Origin of the sequence: Sphaerisporangium sp. NPDC005288 (assembly GCF_040607475.1) — a bacterium.
Classification (GTDB): Bacteria; Actinomycetota; Actinomycetes; order Streptosporangiales; family Streptosporangiaceae; genus Sphaerisporangium; species Sphaerisporangium rhizosphaerae.
The window spans coordinates 1-15,966 of the sequence record NZ_JBEXGT010000086.1 but is presented as its reverse complement, the minus strand read 5'-3'; the positions used below and the strand labels follow the sequence as shown (position 1 = coordinate 15,966).

The 15,966-nt window shown below is 72.6% G+C and carries 2 protein-coding genes; both read right to left on the bottom strand.

Annotated elements, in window-relative coordinates:
• Positions 1-10,212, bottom strand: a 10,212-nt coding sequence (locus ABZU32_RS40095) for an SDR family NAD(P)-dependent oxidoreductase (protein ID WP_354931830.1), incomplete at its 3' end; no start/stop codon positions are given.
• Positions 10,213-10,228: 16 nt separating this feature from the next.
• Positions 10,229-15,958 (bottom strand): SDR family NAD(P)-dependent oxidoreductase, encoded by a 5,730-nt coding sequence (locus ABZU32_RS40090; RefSeq protein WP_354931827.1) that lies wholly within the window; start codon positions 15,956-15,958, stop codon positions 10,229-10,231.
• Positions 15,959-15,966 lie beyond the last annotated feature (8 nt).

Genomic DNA, 15,966 nt, shown 5'->3' with positions numbered 1-15,966 from the left:
ACCAACCGACAACGACGAAACAACCCCGTCATCCACCACCCCCGCCGCATGCACCACCGCACGCAACGGCCACGCCCCACCAACCCCCTCCAGCAGCACGCTGAGAGCGTCCCGGTCGGCCACGTCGCAGGCGGCGACGGTCACCTCGGCACCCTGCTCGGTCAGCTCATCACGCAGTTCAGCCGCGCCAGGCGCGTCCAGGCCACGGCGAGAGACCAGCAACAGATGCCGCACCCCATGCACCGCCACCAAATGCCGCGCCACCAACGCACCCAACCCACCGGTACCACCAGTGACCAACGTCGTCCCATCGACCGGCCAAGCCGCAACGGGCTCCTCGCCGAGACGGGCCCGCTCCAGCCGGGGTACCCATGGCCGGTCACCGCGGATGGCCAGTTCCGGCTCGTCACCGGGCAGCACCGAGATCTCCAGAGAGCTCAGGTCCGACTGCGCGGCAGTCCCATCAGCGGCTGCGGCGCCCCCTCTCGTCCGCACCGGCTCCAAGTCGACCAACGTGATCCGGTCGGGGTGTTCCTGCTGGGCCGCTCGCACCAATCCCCAGACCGCCGCACCCGCCGGGTCCGGCGTCTCTCCGTCGGTCACGGCGACCGCGCCCCGGGTGGCGACCAGCACGGGTCGCGGGTCCTCCTCAGCCAGCCGGTCCTGAAGCTCCGCCAGCACCGCCCCGAGGCGGCGCCGAATCCTGTCCGGCAGGTCCCCGGCGTCGTCGCCGGCACCGCCGGTGGCGTCCACCACGGCGGCGCCGTCACGCAGCGCCGGCTCTCTCCCATTTTCGACAGCGGAGGCTCCGGTCACCGGTCGCCACACCACCTCGGTGAGCCAGCGCGCCACCGACGCCGCGGTCGGCGCCGACGGATCCGTCTCGACCACCGGCCGGGATGCCACCGTCTGCACTGTGGCCACCGGCCGACCGGCGGGGTCGGCCAGGTCCAGCCGGAACCCACCATCCGGCTCCGGGTGCAGCCGTACGCGCAGCGCTGTGGCGCCGATGGCGTGCAGGGTGACGCCGTTCCAGTTGAACGGGATCAGCGGGCCGCCCTTGTCGGCGTTCCCCCCGGCCAGCAGTGCCACGTGCGTCGTCGCGTCGAAAAGGGCGGGGTGTATGCCGTATCGGGTGGTTTGTCCGGCTTGTTCGGGGAGGGTGATGTCGGCGTAGAGGTCGTCGTGGTGTTTCCAGGCGTGGGTGAGGCCGTGGAAGGCGGGGCCGTAGCCGTAACCGTGGTCGACCAGGCGGTCGTACAAGCCGATGGTGTCCAGTGGCTCAGCGCCCGGCGGAGGCCAGGCCTGGCTCAGCCCCGCCGCCGCGTCCGCGTCGGCGGCGAGGGTGGTCGGGGTGGAGGTGAGGGTGCCGGTGGCGTGCCGGGTCCACTCTCCGTGGTCGTCTTTGGAGTGGATGGCGATCTGACGTCGGCCGTCTTGTCCTGGTCCGGACACGGTGACCTGCACGATGACGCCGCCGCTGGTGTCGCTGCTTCCGGTGTCGCTGCTTCCGTTAGCGCTACTGGTGCCGTTGGTGGTGTGGTGGTGGGTACCGGGGATGGGCAGGGGGGTGTGCAAGGTGAGCTCATCGATGGTGGGGCAGCCGACCTGGTCTCCGGCGCGTAAGGCGAGTTCGACGAAGGCGGTGCCGGGCAGGATGGGGGTGGCGTTGATGGCGTGATCGACCAGCCAGGGCTGAGCGGTGGTCGACAGGCGGCCGGTCAAGATGGCGCCGCCGTCGGGCTGCTCCACCACCGCACCAAGGATCGGGTGGTCGGCGGCGCTCTGGCCGACAGCGGCCAGGTCACCGGCGGGGGCGGGCTGCAGCCAGTAGTGCCGCCGCTGGAAGGGGTAAGTGGGCAGATCCAGATACCCGACCCGCAACCCGGCCGAACCACCCGAACCTGAATCGGCCGAACCGGTGGAACCTGTGGAAGCGGCGGAATCGGCCCGTCCGGCTGCTTCGGTCTGGATGGTCGCGGTGGTTCCGGTGCTTCCGTTGGTCGCGGTGGTCGCGGTGGTCGCGGTGGACCAGGCCGGCCAGGCGGTCCAGTCGACACCGGTGCCACACGTCCACGCCTGACCGAGCCCGGCGACCAGTTGAGCCTTCTCATCCCGATCGCGGCGCAACAACGCCACCACCGAGGCAGGCGCTGCGTCCTTGCGACCGCCATTGACAGCGCGGACCTCGGCGTGGTCGCCGTTCCCACGGCTTCCGTCGGCACTGCGGGCGCCGGTGTGGTCGTAGTCGCCGGTGTGGTCGTGGTGGGCGAGGGTCTGTTCGATCATCGGGGCCAGCTGGGCGTCCGGGCCCGCCTCGATGTAACAGCCGACCCCCTGTCCGCGCAGGGTGGTGATGGTGTCGGCGAACCGCACCGGCCGCCGTACATGCTCCACCCAGTACCCCGGCTCGGTGATCTCCTCGCCGGCCAGGTCACCCGACAGGTTGGACACCAGCGGCAGTTCCGGGCGACGCAGCGTCAACCCGGCCACCACGCGCTCGAACTCGGCCAGCATCGGCTCCATCAACGGCGAGTGGAAGGCGTGCGACACCCGCAACGGCCGGGTGCGGTACCCCTGCTTTCGTGCCCACTCCACGACCTGCTCCACCTGGTCGGCAGCGCCGGAGACCACCACCGAACCCGGCGCGTTCACCGCCGCGACCGAGATCTCGCCACGCCCGGTCAGCACCGGGACGATCTCCTGTTCCCCGCAGCCGATCGCCGCCATCGCACCCCCGGACGGCAACCCCTGCATCAACCGGCCACGAGCAGCCACCAACCGGCACGCATCCGCCAAATCCAACACCCCGGCCACATGCGCCGCAGAGATCTCCCCCAGCGAATGCCCCGCCACATAGTCAGCCCGCACCCCGAGCGACTCCAGCAGCCGGAACAACGCCGTCCCCACCGCGAACAACCCGGCCTGAGCGAACACCGTCTGATCCAGCACCCCACCAGCAACAGACCCGCCGGCCGCAGAACCAGTAGCCCCACCAGCCTGGCCGGTCTGGCCGGTCTGGCCGGTCGCACCGATCTGGTCGGTCTCACTGGTCTCAACGGTCTGGTCACTCTGACCCGTCTGGCCGGTCGAGCCACCCAGGCCGCTCTGCCCGTTCTGTTCGCTCGCACCGCCCTGACCGGTCAAGCTGGAATCGACGGCCTCGCCGCTCGCGCTGCCCTGGCCGCTCTGGACAGGCCGGCCGATCTCGCCGTTCGGGCTGGTCGCGCCGGTCTGGCCGGTGTGGCCGAGGATGATGTCTCGCAGGCTCGCACCATCGGCCAGGCCGGTCACCACGCCGGCAGTGTCGGCGGTGGTGAGTTCGGCTTCCAGGAGTGCGCAGGTCTCATCGAAGGCGCGGGCGAACACCGGGAAGGTCGCATACAACTCCCGGCCCATCCCCAGCCGCTGAGCACCCTGACCGGAGAACACCACCGCAACCCGGCCCGGCCGCACCCGACCCACCACCGAAGACGGCTCCACCACTTCAGCGGGCAACCCCGGAACCTGTGAATCCTCGGCGGCCAGCGCCCGCAGCCGGCTTAGCAGACCCTCCCGGTCCGCCGCCGGCAGCACGGCCCGGTGCTCCATGGCGGCCCGTCGCGCCAGCGTGGCGGCCACCTCCACCGGGCCGGCCGCTTCATGCCCGGCGATGAACTGCGCCAGCCGAGCGGCCTGCGCCCGCAACGCCGCCTCGCTCTTGGCCGACACCACCACCGGCACCGACAGCGGAAGTACGGCCAGCGCGGCGGTGTCTTCCATCTTGGTGGTGGCTGTGTCGGGGATGGCGACTCGTCCTTGGGTGGGCTCCTCGTCGTCACCCACTGCGCCGGCCACGATCTCCGCCGACGGCACGACCGTGCCGGCGAGGACGTCCGACGGCTCCTCGACAGGCGGTTCTTCCAGGATCACGTGGGCATTGGTGCCGGAGATGCCGAACGAGGACACCCCTGCCCGGCGCGGCCGATCCGCAGCGCGCGGCCAAGGCTGAGGTTCGGTCAGCAGCTCCACCGCCCCGCCCGACCAGTCCACCTTCGACGACGGCGCGTCCACATGCAGCGTCTTGGGCAACAACCCGTGCCGCATGGCCAGGATCATCTTGATCACACCGGCCACCCCCGCCGCCGCCTGGGTATGCCCGAGATTGGACTTCACCGACCCCAGCCACAACGGCGACCGCCGACCCTGACCATAAGCCGCCAGCAACGCCTGCGCCTCGATCGGATCACCCAACGCGGTACCGGTGCCATGCGCTTCGACCGCATCCACATCACGGGCCGCCAACCCGGCCACCGCCAGTGCTTGAGCGATCACCCGCTCCTGCGAAGGACCATTAGGCGCCGTCAACCCATTGGAAGCACCATCCTGGTTCACCGCCGAGCCGCGCAACACCGCCAACACCTGGTGCCCACGACGGCGAGCGTCCGACAGCCGCTCCACCACCAAAACCCCGACACCCTCGCCCCAGCCGACCCCGTCAGCCGCCTCGGCGAACGCTTTGCACCGGCCGTCAGCGGCCAACCCCCGCTGCCGCGAGAACTCCACGAACGCGTCCGGCGTGGCCATCACCGTCACTCCACCGGCCAGCGCCAGATCACACTCTCCGCTACGCAACGCCTGCGCGGCCAGGTGCAGCGCCACCAGCGACGACGAACACGCCGTGTCCACCGACACCGCCGGCCCCTCCAGGCCGAACGCGTACGAGACTCGCCCGGACACCACACTGCCCTGTGTTCCGGTGGCGACCAGGCCCTCGGCCTCTGGTGTGGCGACCGCGCCGGAGCCGTAGTCGTTGGCCATCACTCCGGTGAACACCCCGGTCGGGGTGCCGTGCAATCCGGACGGGTCGATGCCGGCGCGCTCCAGGGCCTCCCAGGAGGCTTCCAGGATGAGCCGCTGCTGGGGATCCATCGCCACCGCTTCGCGGGGGCTGAGTGCGAAGAACTCCGGGTCGAAGTCGGCGGCGCCGGACAGGAACCCACCGGCGCGGACGTATGACGTTCCCGGGTGGTCGGGATCCGGATGGAACAGCGATCCCAGGTTCCAGCCTCGGTCGGTGGGGAAGCCGGTGATGCCATCGCGGTCGTCGATCAGCAGCCGCCACAGGTCGTCGGGGCTGGTGACCTGACCGGGGAAACGACAGGCCATCCCGACAACGGCGATCAGATCACCATCACCCGAACCGCCGGAACCGCCGGCCGGGACCGCCGGAACCGCCGGGACTCGACCAGAGGCAGCATCACCGAACAGCACAGCGTCCAGATGCATCGCCAGTGCCCGAGGAGTCGGATGATCGAACACCAGCGTCGGCGTCAACCGCAATCCCGTCACCGTGTGCAACCGGTTACGCAACTCCACCGCGGTCAGCGAATCGAACCCGAACTCCTGGAAAGGCCGCCCCGCGTCGATCGCCTCAGCACTGTCATGCCCCAACGTGGCCGCCGCCTGACCACACACCACATCCAGCAACCCCCGCTGCCGCTGCCGCGCCGACAAACGCGCCAAGGCCATCACCGGCCGCTCCGCACCAGCCCCACCCGGCGCTGCGTCGGTACCAGCCGCCGCGGCGGCATCGGCGACTGGACGCACCGCGGAACCGGCCAACTCCCGCAACGACACCGGCAGATCCGCCCCACGCCGCCCCAGCGCAGCCGCATCGAACCGGGCCGCCACCACGAACGCCCGCCCCGCACCCACACCCGCATCCAGCAACGCCAGACCCTGACCCGCGCTCAACGCCACCACACCAGCGGCATTCATCCGCGCCTCGTCACGCGCGCCGATCCGACCGGCCATCCCCCGTTCCTCGGCCCACGGCCCCCACGCCAGCGACACCGCCGGCAGACCAGCCGCCGCCCGAGCCACCGCCAACGCATCGACAAAGGCATTGGCCGCCGCGTAATTGCCCTGCCCGGCCCCATCCACCACCCCGGCCAGCGAAGAGAACACCACAAACCGCGCCAGATCCCCACCACGCGTCAGCTCATCCAGATGCCACGCCGCATCCACCTTCGGCCGCAGCACCGCCTCCACCCGACCAGCCGACAACGAAGACACAACCCCGTCATCCACCACCCCCGCCGCATGCACCACCGCACGCAACGGCCACGCCCCACCGATCCCGCCCAGCAGCGCCGCCAACGCATCCCGATCAGCCACATCACACGCGGCCACAGACACCTCGGCGCCCAGCCCGGCCAGCTCATCACGCAGTTCAGCCGCCCCAGGAGCATCCAAGCCACGGCGCGAGACCAGCAACAGATGCCGCACCCCATGCACCGCCACCAGATGCCGCGCCACCAACGCACCCAACCCACCGGTGCCGCCGGTGATCAGCGTCGTCCCATCGACCGGCCAAGCCTCCACAGACCCCTCACCGGCATCCGCACCGCTGACCTGACCAGCCCCGCCAGGCGAGGAGGCTCCACCCTCCGGGTCGACAGAGCTCACATGCGACAACCGCGGCACCCACAACGCGTCGCCACGCACCGCGACCTCCGGCTCACCACAAGCCAGCGCGGCACGCACACCACCCGCGAAGCCGTCCTCACCACCATCGACGGCGGCCGGCACGGCACTCGCCGACGCCCCATCAGGACCAAGGGCGACCTGCGCGTCTTCCAGCGAAACGTCGTCCGGGTGGAGGTCGATCAGGGTGATCCGGCCCGGCTCCTCCGACTGAGCGGCCCGCACCAACCCCCACACCGCAGCCTGCGCCGGATCCGGAACCTCACCATCGGCCACGGCCACCGCACCGCGGGTGATCACCACTACCGGCCGCGCGTCCGCCTCGGCCAACCAGCCGTGCAGGTCGGCCAGGACCGTACGCAGAGCGGTCCGTACTCGATCGATCGCATCACCAGCGCCCTGGGCTCCGTCAGCGCCGTCTGTGGGATCGATGACGAGTATGTCGCCGGGGGCCACCGCGCCGAGGGGTGCCGACGCCGGCCCCAACTGCCGCCAGGCCACTTCGAACACGGAAGGACGGTCGGTGACGGCGGCTCCACCCGATTGCGGGCGGTTCGGAGGGAACAGCCAGTAATGCCGCCGCTGGAAGGGGTAGGTGGGCAGATCCAGATCGCCGACGCGAGTGGCAGCCGAACCGGCCGTTCCGGTTCCGGAGGTCCAGGACGGCCAGGCGGTCCAGTCGACACCGGTGCCACACGTCCACGCCTGGCCCAGTCCGGCGACCAGTTGAGCCGTCTCGTCCCGGTCGCGGCGCAGTAACGCGACCACCGCAGGCTCACCGTCGTCGTAGCCGACCCCATGCCCGCCATCGCCACCGCGGACCTCGACAGGGCCGCCGTCCCCACCACCGCTCGCGCCCGAATGCTCGTCGCCGGCGTGGTCACGGTCGTGGTGGGCGAGGGTCTGTTCGATCATGGGGGCCAGCTGGGCGTCCGGGCCCGCCTCGATGAAACAGCCGACGCCCTGCCCGCGCAGCGTGGTCACCACATCGGCGAACCGCACCGGCCGGTGCACATGCTCCACCCAGTAGCCGGGCTCGGTGATCTGCGACCCGGCCGGCCGTCCACTCACCCCCGACACCAGCGCCACAGTCGGCGGATGGAACACCAGCGACGCCGCCACCGCGGCGAACTCCTCCAACATCGGCTCCATCAACGGCGAATGGAACGCATGCGACACCCGCAACGGCCGGGTCCGGTGCCCGTTCTTGCGCGCCCACTCCACCACCTGATCCACCTGATCGGAAGCGCCGGAGACCACCACCGAGCCCGGCGCGTTCACCGAGGCCACCGCCACCCGGCCATAGCCGGCCAGCACCGGCGCGATCTCCTGTTCCCCGCAGCCGATCGCCGCCATCGCACCACCAGCCGGCAACCCCTGCATCAACCGGCCACGAGCAGCCACCAACCGGCACGCATCAGCCAAGTCCAACACCCCGGCCACATGCGCCGCGGTGATCTCCCCCAGCGAATGCCCAGCCACATAGTCAGGCCGAACCCCGAGCGACTCCAGCAGCCGGAACAACGCCGCCTCCACCGCGAACAACCCGGCCTGAGCGAACACCGTCTGATCCAGCACCCCACCAGCAACAGACCCGCCAGCAGCAGAACCACCGCTAACACTGGTCTGGCTGAGCTCACCGACCTGGCCGCTTTCGCTCGTCTGGCCGCTCTGGCCGGCCTCACTGGTCTGGCCGGACCGGCCGATCTGGCTGGCCTCGCTGGTCTGATCGTTCTGGCTCGAGCTCGCCTCACCGTTCTGGCTGGTCTGGCCGTTCTGGCTGGTCCGGCCGAGGATGATCTCTCGCAGGCTCACACCACCGGCCAGGCCGGTCACCACGCCGGCAGCGTCGACGGAGGTGAGTTCGACCTCCAGCAGCGCGCAGGCCTCATCGAAAGCGCGGGCGAACACCGGGAAGGCCGCATACAACTCCCGGCCCATCCCCACCCGCTGAGCACCCTGACCGGAGAACACCACCGCCACCCGGCCCGGCCGCACCCGACCCACCACTGAGGACGGCTCCAACTCCCCGGCCGCCAGCGCCCGCAGCCGGGCCAGCAGACCCTCGCGGTCCGCCGCCGCGACCGGCACCACCACTCGATGCTCCAGGCCGGCCCTTCGGGTCAACCCGACGGCCACATCGAGGACATCGGCCTCGTCGTGCTCGGCCATGAACCCGGCCAGCCGGCCGGCCTGAGCCCGCAGCGCCGCCTCGCTCTTGGCCGACACCACCACAGGCACCACAGGAACCGACGGCGCCGGCGCGGCTGTGCCTTCCGTTCCAGCCGGAACGGGCGGCTTCTCCCCGGCCGACGATCCTTCGACGGCAGGCGCTGCGGTGCCGAGGGCCAGCGGCTCCTCAACGGGCGGCTCTTCCAGGATCACGTGCGCGTTGGTGCCGCTGAAGCCGAACGACGACACCCCCGCACGGCGCGGCCGGCCCTCGACTCGCGGCCACCGCCGGGCCTCGGTCAGCAGCTCAACCGCGCCACCCGACCAGTCCACCTTCGACGACGGCGCGTCCACGTGCAACGTCCTGGGCAACAACCCGTGCCGCATCGCCAGGACCATCTTGATCACACCGGCCACACCGGCCGCCGCCTGAGTATGCCCAAGGTTGGACTTCACCGACCCCAGCCACAACGGCGACCGCCGTCCCCGGCCATAGGCGGCCAGCAACGCCTGCGCCTCGATGGGATCGCCCAGCGCCGTCCCCGTACCGTGCGCTTCGACCACATCCACATCCGCGGCCATCAACCCGGCGGCCGCCAGCGCCTGCAAGATCACCCGCTCCTGGGAGGGACCATTCGGCGCCGTCAACCCGTTGGAGGCGCCGTCCTGGTTCACCGCCGACCCGCGCAACACCGCCAGCACCCGATGCCCACGACGACGCGCCTCCGACAGCCGCTCCACCACCAGCACGCCGACGCCCTCGCCCCAGGCGGTGCCGTCCGCGGCGTCGGCGAACGCCTTCACCCGTGCGTCCGGGGCCAGCCCCCGCTGCCGGGCAAACTCGGTGAACGTCTCCGGCGTGGCCATCACCGTGACCCCACCGACCAGCGCCAGGTCACACTCCCCCGTACGCAGCGCCTGCGCGGCCAGATGCAATGCCACCAGCGACGACGAACACGCCGTGTCCACCGACACCGCCGGCCCCTCCAGGCCGAACGCGTACGCCACCCGTCCGGACACCACACTGCCGTGCGATCCGGTGCTGAGCAGGCCCTCGGCCTCGGGCACATCCCGGCCGTAGCCGATCGCGTAGTCCGGGGCCATCACTCCGACGTAGACCCCGGTGCGGCTGCGCCGCAGGCCGGACGGGTCGACGCCGGCGTGCTCCAGAGCCTCCCAGGAGGTCTCCAGGATGAGCCGCTGCTGCGGGTCGGTGGCGGTCGCCTCGCGCGGGCTCATCCCGAAGAAGTCGGCGTCGAACCGGCCGGAGCCTTCCAGGAACCCGCCGCGGTTCACGTAGCTGGTTCCGGGGCGGAGCAGCTCCGGATCGTAGAGCGCGTCCACATCCCAGCCCCGGTCGGTGGGGAAGCCGGAGATGCCTTCCCGCTCCGCGGCCACCAGGGTCCACAGCTCCTCCGGGGTGGTCACCCCGCCCGGGTACCGGCAGGCCATGCCGACGATCGCTATAGGTTCCCGGGCCCGCTCCGTCACATCGCGGAGCTGCCGCCGGGTTTCCTGGAGATCCGCGGTGGCCCTGCGCAGGTAGTCACGTAGCCGATCGTCGCCAGACATGAGTCATCTCCCCCGTTCAGGGCGTCCCGTCCGGGCCGCCCAGTTCGCTGTCCAGCACCGCGAACAGTTCCTCGTCGGTCGCCGCGGCGAGATCCCGCGGCCGGTCGCGTGAAGCTCCGTTGCCGTCGGCACGGTGGTGCGCCTCCCGCCAGCGGCGGGCGAGCGCCTCCAGACGGGCCGCCACCGCCTCCACATCGGCCTGCCCGGGCGGAGTCTCGGCGAGCGGCTCGGCCATCGTGGCCTCCAGCCGTTCGATCTCGTCGAGTACGGCGCGTGCCGGGTCGGCGTGCTCCGGGTCGAGTTCCTCCAGGAGGAACTGCACCAGTGCCTCCGGGTTGGGGTGGTCGAAGACCAGCGTCGCCGGCAGGCGCACCCCGGCGGCGTCGGCCAGCCGGTTCCGCAGTTCCACCGCGGTCAGCGAGTCGAAGCCCAGCTCGGCGAAGGCCCGGTCCGCCGCGATCGCGTCGACGCCGGCGTGCCCGAGCACCGCGGCCACGTGCGAGCGGACCAGGTCGAGGAGGATGCGGCGCTGTTCGGCCGGGAGCAGCCCCGTCAGCCTTTCGGTCAGCGACTCCTCGGCCGCGGGCGTGTCGGCCGCGGCCCGCCGCCGCGCCGGCGCGGCCACCAGACCACGCAGCATCGGCGGCACCGGGTGGCCGGACAGCGCGTCCGCGTCCAGGTCCGCGGCGAGCACCACCGGGGCGTCCCCGGAGATGGCGGCGTCGAAGCGGCGCAGTCCGGTCTCGGTGTCGAGTTCGCGCAGCCCGGTCGCGGCCAGCCGCGCCGAGTCACCGGTGCCCACGTGGGCGGTCATCGCGCTGCGTTCCGCCCACAGCCCCCAGGCCAGCGAGTGCCCGGGCAGGCCGAGATGGCGGCGATGCTGGGCGAGCGCGTCCAGGAAGGCGTTCCCTGCGGCATAGTTGCCCTGCCCTGGCGAGCCGAGCAGCCCGGCGGCCGAGGAGAACATGACGAACAGGGCGAGGTCGTACTCTCGGGTCAGGTCGTGGAGGTGCCAGGCGCTGTCGGCCTTGGGACGCAGCACGGCGGCGAGCCGGTCCGGGGTGAGCGAGGCGATCGTGGCGTCGTCGAGGACGCCGGCCGCGTGCACCACCCCGGTCAGCGGATGCGCCGCCGGGATGCCGTCGAGCAGCGCGGCGAGGGCGTCCCGGTCGGCCACGTCGCAGGACTCGACCCGTGCCGAGGCGCCCAGCTCGGCCAGCTCGCCGCGGAGCTCGGCGGCGCCGGGGGCGTCGGCGCCGCGGCGGGTGACCAGCAGCAGGTGCCGCGCGCCGTGCCGGGTCACCAGGTGGCGGGCGACGTGCCCGGCGAGGACACCGGTGCCGCCGGTGATCAGGACGGTGCCGTCCGGGTCGAGCTCCCGTGGCACGGTCAGCGCGAGCTTGCCGACATGGCGTGCCTGCTGGAGGTGCCGGAAGGCGTCCTTGGCGCGCCGGGCGTCCCAAATGGTGACGGGGGCCGGTCGCAGCACGTCCTGTTCGTACAGCCGGACCACCTCGGCGAGGATCTCCTGGACACGCTCCGGGGTGCCCGCCGGGTGCTCGGTGCGCGACTGGGCCACCATGTCGTAGGCCCGGTAGACGACCCCCGGGTGGGTGCCGGCCACCTCTTCCGCCCGCCGGATGTCGGTCTTGCCCATCTCCAGGAAGTGGCCGCCGCGGGGCAGCAGCTCCAGCGAGGCGTCGACGAACTCCCTGGCCAGCGAGTTGAGCACCACGTCCATCCCCGCGCCGCCGGTGGCGGCCAGGAACTTCTCCCGGAAGCCGAGGTCTCTGGAGGAGGCGAGGTGGGCCTCGTCCAGGCCGAGCGCGCGCAGCACCGGCCACTTGGCGGGCGACGCGGTCGCGTAGACCTCCGCGCCCAGGTGCCGGGCGAGCTGGATCGCGGCGATGCCGACTCCGCCCGCGCCCGCGTGCACCAGCACCCGATCCCCCGGGCCCACGCCGGCCAGGTCGACCAGGCCGTAGTAGGCGGTGAGGTTGACGATCGGCAGCACCGCGGCCGCGGCGAACGACCAGTCGTCGGTGATCGGGACGAGCAGCCGCCGGTCGGTGATGGCCACGGTGCCGGCGCCGCCGTCGACCAGGCCGGTCACCCGGTCGCCCGGCCGCAGGTCGGTGACGGCGGAACCGACCTCCAGCACCACCCCGGCGGCCTCGCCGATCAGGCCGTCGTCCTCCTCGGTGATCATGTCGAGGGCGACCACCAGATCGTGGAAGTTGATCCCGGCGACGCGGGGCGCCAGCCGTACCTCGGTGGGCGCCAGCGGGCGGGTCGCCTCAGGCGCCGGCAGCAGCGCGAGGTTGGACAGCGTGCCCTTGCCGGTGGTGGCCAGCCGCCACGGCCCGGCAGGGGGGACGAGCGCGTCGGCGTCCCGCGCCAGCCGCGGCGCGTGAACCGTGCCGGCGCGCAGGGCCAGCTCCGGTTCGCCCGCTTCGATCGCCGCCCGCACCGCCGCCCACGGCGGGTCCTGCTCATCGGTGTCGAGCAGGACGAACCGGTCGGGATGTTCCGCCTGCGCGGCACGCACCAGGCCGGCGGCCGCCGCGTATGCCGGATCGGCGTCCTCTCCTGGGAGGACCGCCGCCGCGCGTCGCACCACCACGGCCAGTCGGGCGCCGTCCGGCCGGTCGCCGGACAGCCATCCGCGCAGCGCGGCCAGGGTGGCCCCGGTGGCCGCGTGAGCGGCGGCGGCCGGGTCCTCGCCACCGTCGCGGGGGACGTGGAACACCTCGAGGCCCGGGAACGCGGTCCCGGCGGACTCCTGCCCGTGCGGGGCGGCGAGGTGCGCCGTCGCCGCACCGTCGGCCGACCCCGCACCGTTAGTCGATGCCGCACCGTTAGTCGATCCCGCGCCGTTGGCCCATCCCGCACCATTGGCCGACCCGGCACCGTTCACCGATCCGGCGCCGTTGGCGAGCGGCTCGGCCATCGGGGCCGGGACCGCCGGCGGGGACACCGGGGGCAGCGGCGTCCAGGTGAGCCGCGGTGGCAGAACGTTCGCCGCCGCCGCGTGAGCCAGCTCGCCATCGGTCACCGGGCGCACCACCAGGGCCTCCACCGAGGCCATCGGGATCCCTCCGGGGTCGGCCAGCTCGATGGTGAAGCGGTTTGTCCCCGGGCCCGATCCGTTCCGTCCGTGGTCGAGCCCGTCGGCACCGGGCCGGTCGACGACGCCGCGCAGCCGTACCCGTGCCGCGGTGGCGCCCGTGGAGCGCAGCCGGACGCCGCGCCAGGTGAACGGCAGCCGGGGCGCGCCGGAGGCATCCCCGTCGAGGAGCCCGGCGGTGTGCAGCGCGGCGTCCAGCAGCGCCGGGTGGATCCCGAACCGGTCCGCCTCGCCGGCGACCGGCTCGGCCAGAGCGACCTCGGCGAAGATCTCGTCGCCGCGGCGCCAGGCACAGCGCAGCCCGCGGAACGCCGGCCCGTAGCCGTACCCGCCGGCGGCCATGGTCTCGTACAGATCGCCGATGTCCAGGGGCCGCGCGTCCGCCGGCGGCCAGGCCACGGCGGGCGGCTGCGGGGCGGGCGGCTCCGCGTCGGAGGCCACCGCCAGGGTGCCGGTGGCGTGCCGGGTCCACGCGGGGGTCGCCGCGGCGCCGGCCGTGTCCGCCGACGCGGGCGCGGCGTACACCGACAGCTGCCGGTGGCCGTCCTCGGCGTCGCCGACCACCACGCGCACCCGGGTCGCGCCGTCGTCGGGCAGCACCAGGGGGCGTTCCAGGATCAGCTCTTCCAGCATGTCGCAGCCGGCCCTGTCTGCGGCGTGCAACGCCATCTCCACCAGCGCGGCGCCGGGCACCACGATCCGGCCGGCGACCCGGTGGTCGGCGAGCCACGGCTGACCCGCGATGGACAGCCGGCCGAAGAAGACCAGCCCGTCACCGTCCGGCTCGTCCAGCACCGCGGCGAGCAGCGGATGGTCGGCGGAGTCCAGGCCGGCGGCGCTCAGCCCGGCCGTTCCACCCGGGGTGGCCGGCTTCCAGTACCTGTCGTGCTGGAAGGGGTAGGCGGGCAGTTCCACGCGCCGCCGCGCGATCGGCAGGACCTTCGGCCAGTCCACCGGCACTCCGCGCAGCCACGCCTCGGCCAGCGCCGTGGTGAACCGGCCGCCCTCGTCGCGGCGCAGCGTGCCCAGCGCGGCCACGTCCACGCCGTCCGCGGCGGCGGTCTCCTCGATCGCCGGAGTGAGCATCGGATGCGGGCTCATCTCCAGGAACAGCCGACGGCCCCGGGCCAGCAGCGCCCGGGTGGTCTCCGCGAACCGCACGGTCCGCCGCAGGTTCGTGTACCAGTACTCGGCGTCGAGCCCGGCGGTGTCCACCTCGGCCGCGGTCACGGTGGAGTAGAAGGGCACCCGGGCGGTCCGCGGGCGCAGCGCAGCGAGTTCGCGCAGCAGCGGTTCGCGCAGCACTTCCACCTGCGTGCCGTGCGAGGCGTAGTCCACGGCCAGCCGCTTGACGCGGGTGCCGTCCGCCCGCAGCCGGGCCTCCAGCGCGTCCAGCGCCGCGGCGTCGCCGGCCAGCACCACCGAGCCTGGCCCGTTCACCACGGCCACCGACACCGCGTCGCCATACCCGGCGAGCACCTCGGTCATCCGTTCGGCGGGCAGCGCCACCGACATCATGCCGCCGCTTCGGCCGGACAGGCGCTCGGCGACCGCGCGGGCGCGCGTCACCACGACCCGCGCCCCGTCGGCCAGGGACAACGCCCCGGCCACGCAGGCGGCGGCGATCTCTCCCTGCGAGTGGCCGACCACCGCGGCCGGCTCGACCCCGGCCGCGCGCCAGGTATCCGCCAACGCCACCATGACCGCCCAGAGAACCGGCTGGACCACGTCGACCCGGTCGAGCATCCGGGCGTCGCGCAGCGCCTCGCGCACCCGCCAGTCCACCAGCGCCTCGATCTCCGCGGCGCAGCGCTCCAGGGCCGCGGCGAACGCGGGCGAGGAGTCCAGCAGCTCGATCGCCATGCCGGGCCACTGACCGCCCTGCCCGGGGAAGACGAACACCGGCTGGTCGGCGCCGTCGTGCACGAGACCTCGGACGAGCTCGGCGGCCTGTTCGCCTGCGGCCAGCGCGCGCAGCCCGGCCACCGCGGCATCCCGGGTCTCGCCCAGTACGGCCGCGCGCCGCGGCAGGCCGGCCCGCAGGGTCAGTTCCGCGGCCACATCCAGCAGCTCGGCTTCGTCGTGCTCGGTCATGAACCCGGCCAGCCGGCCGGCCTGCGCCCGCAGCGCACCTTCGCTCTTGGCCGACACCAGCATCGGAAGCACCGGAAGCGCGGCGGTGTCCTCGCCGGCCACGATCTCCGCCGACGGCACGACCGTGCCGGCGCCGGCGGCCGACGGCTCCTCGACAGGCGGCTCTTCCAGGATCACGTGCGCGTTGGTGCCGGAGATGCCGAACGACGACACCCCCGCCCGGCGCGGCCGGTCCGCGTCCCTGGGCCAGGGCTGAGGTTCGGTCAGCAGTTCCACCGCCCCGCCCGACCAGTCCACCTTCGACGACGGCGCGTCCACGTGCAACGTCTTGGGCAACAACCCGTGCCGCATCGCCAGGATCATCTTGATCACACCGGCCACTCCGGCCGCCGCCTGGGTATGCCCGAGATTGGACTTCACCGACCCCAGCCACAACGGCGACCGCCGACCCTGACCATAAGCCGCCAGCAACGCCTGCGCCTCGATCGGATCACCCAACGCGGTACCGGTGCCATGCCCTTCCACCACGTCCA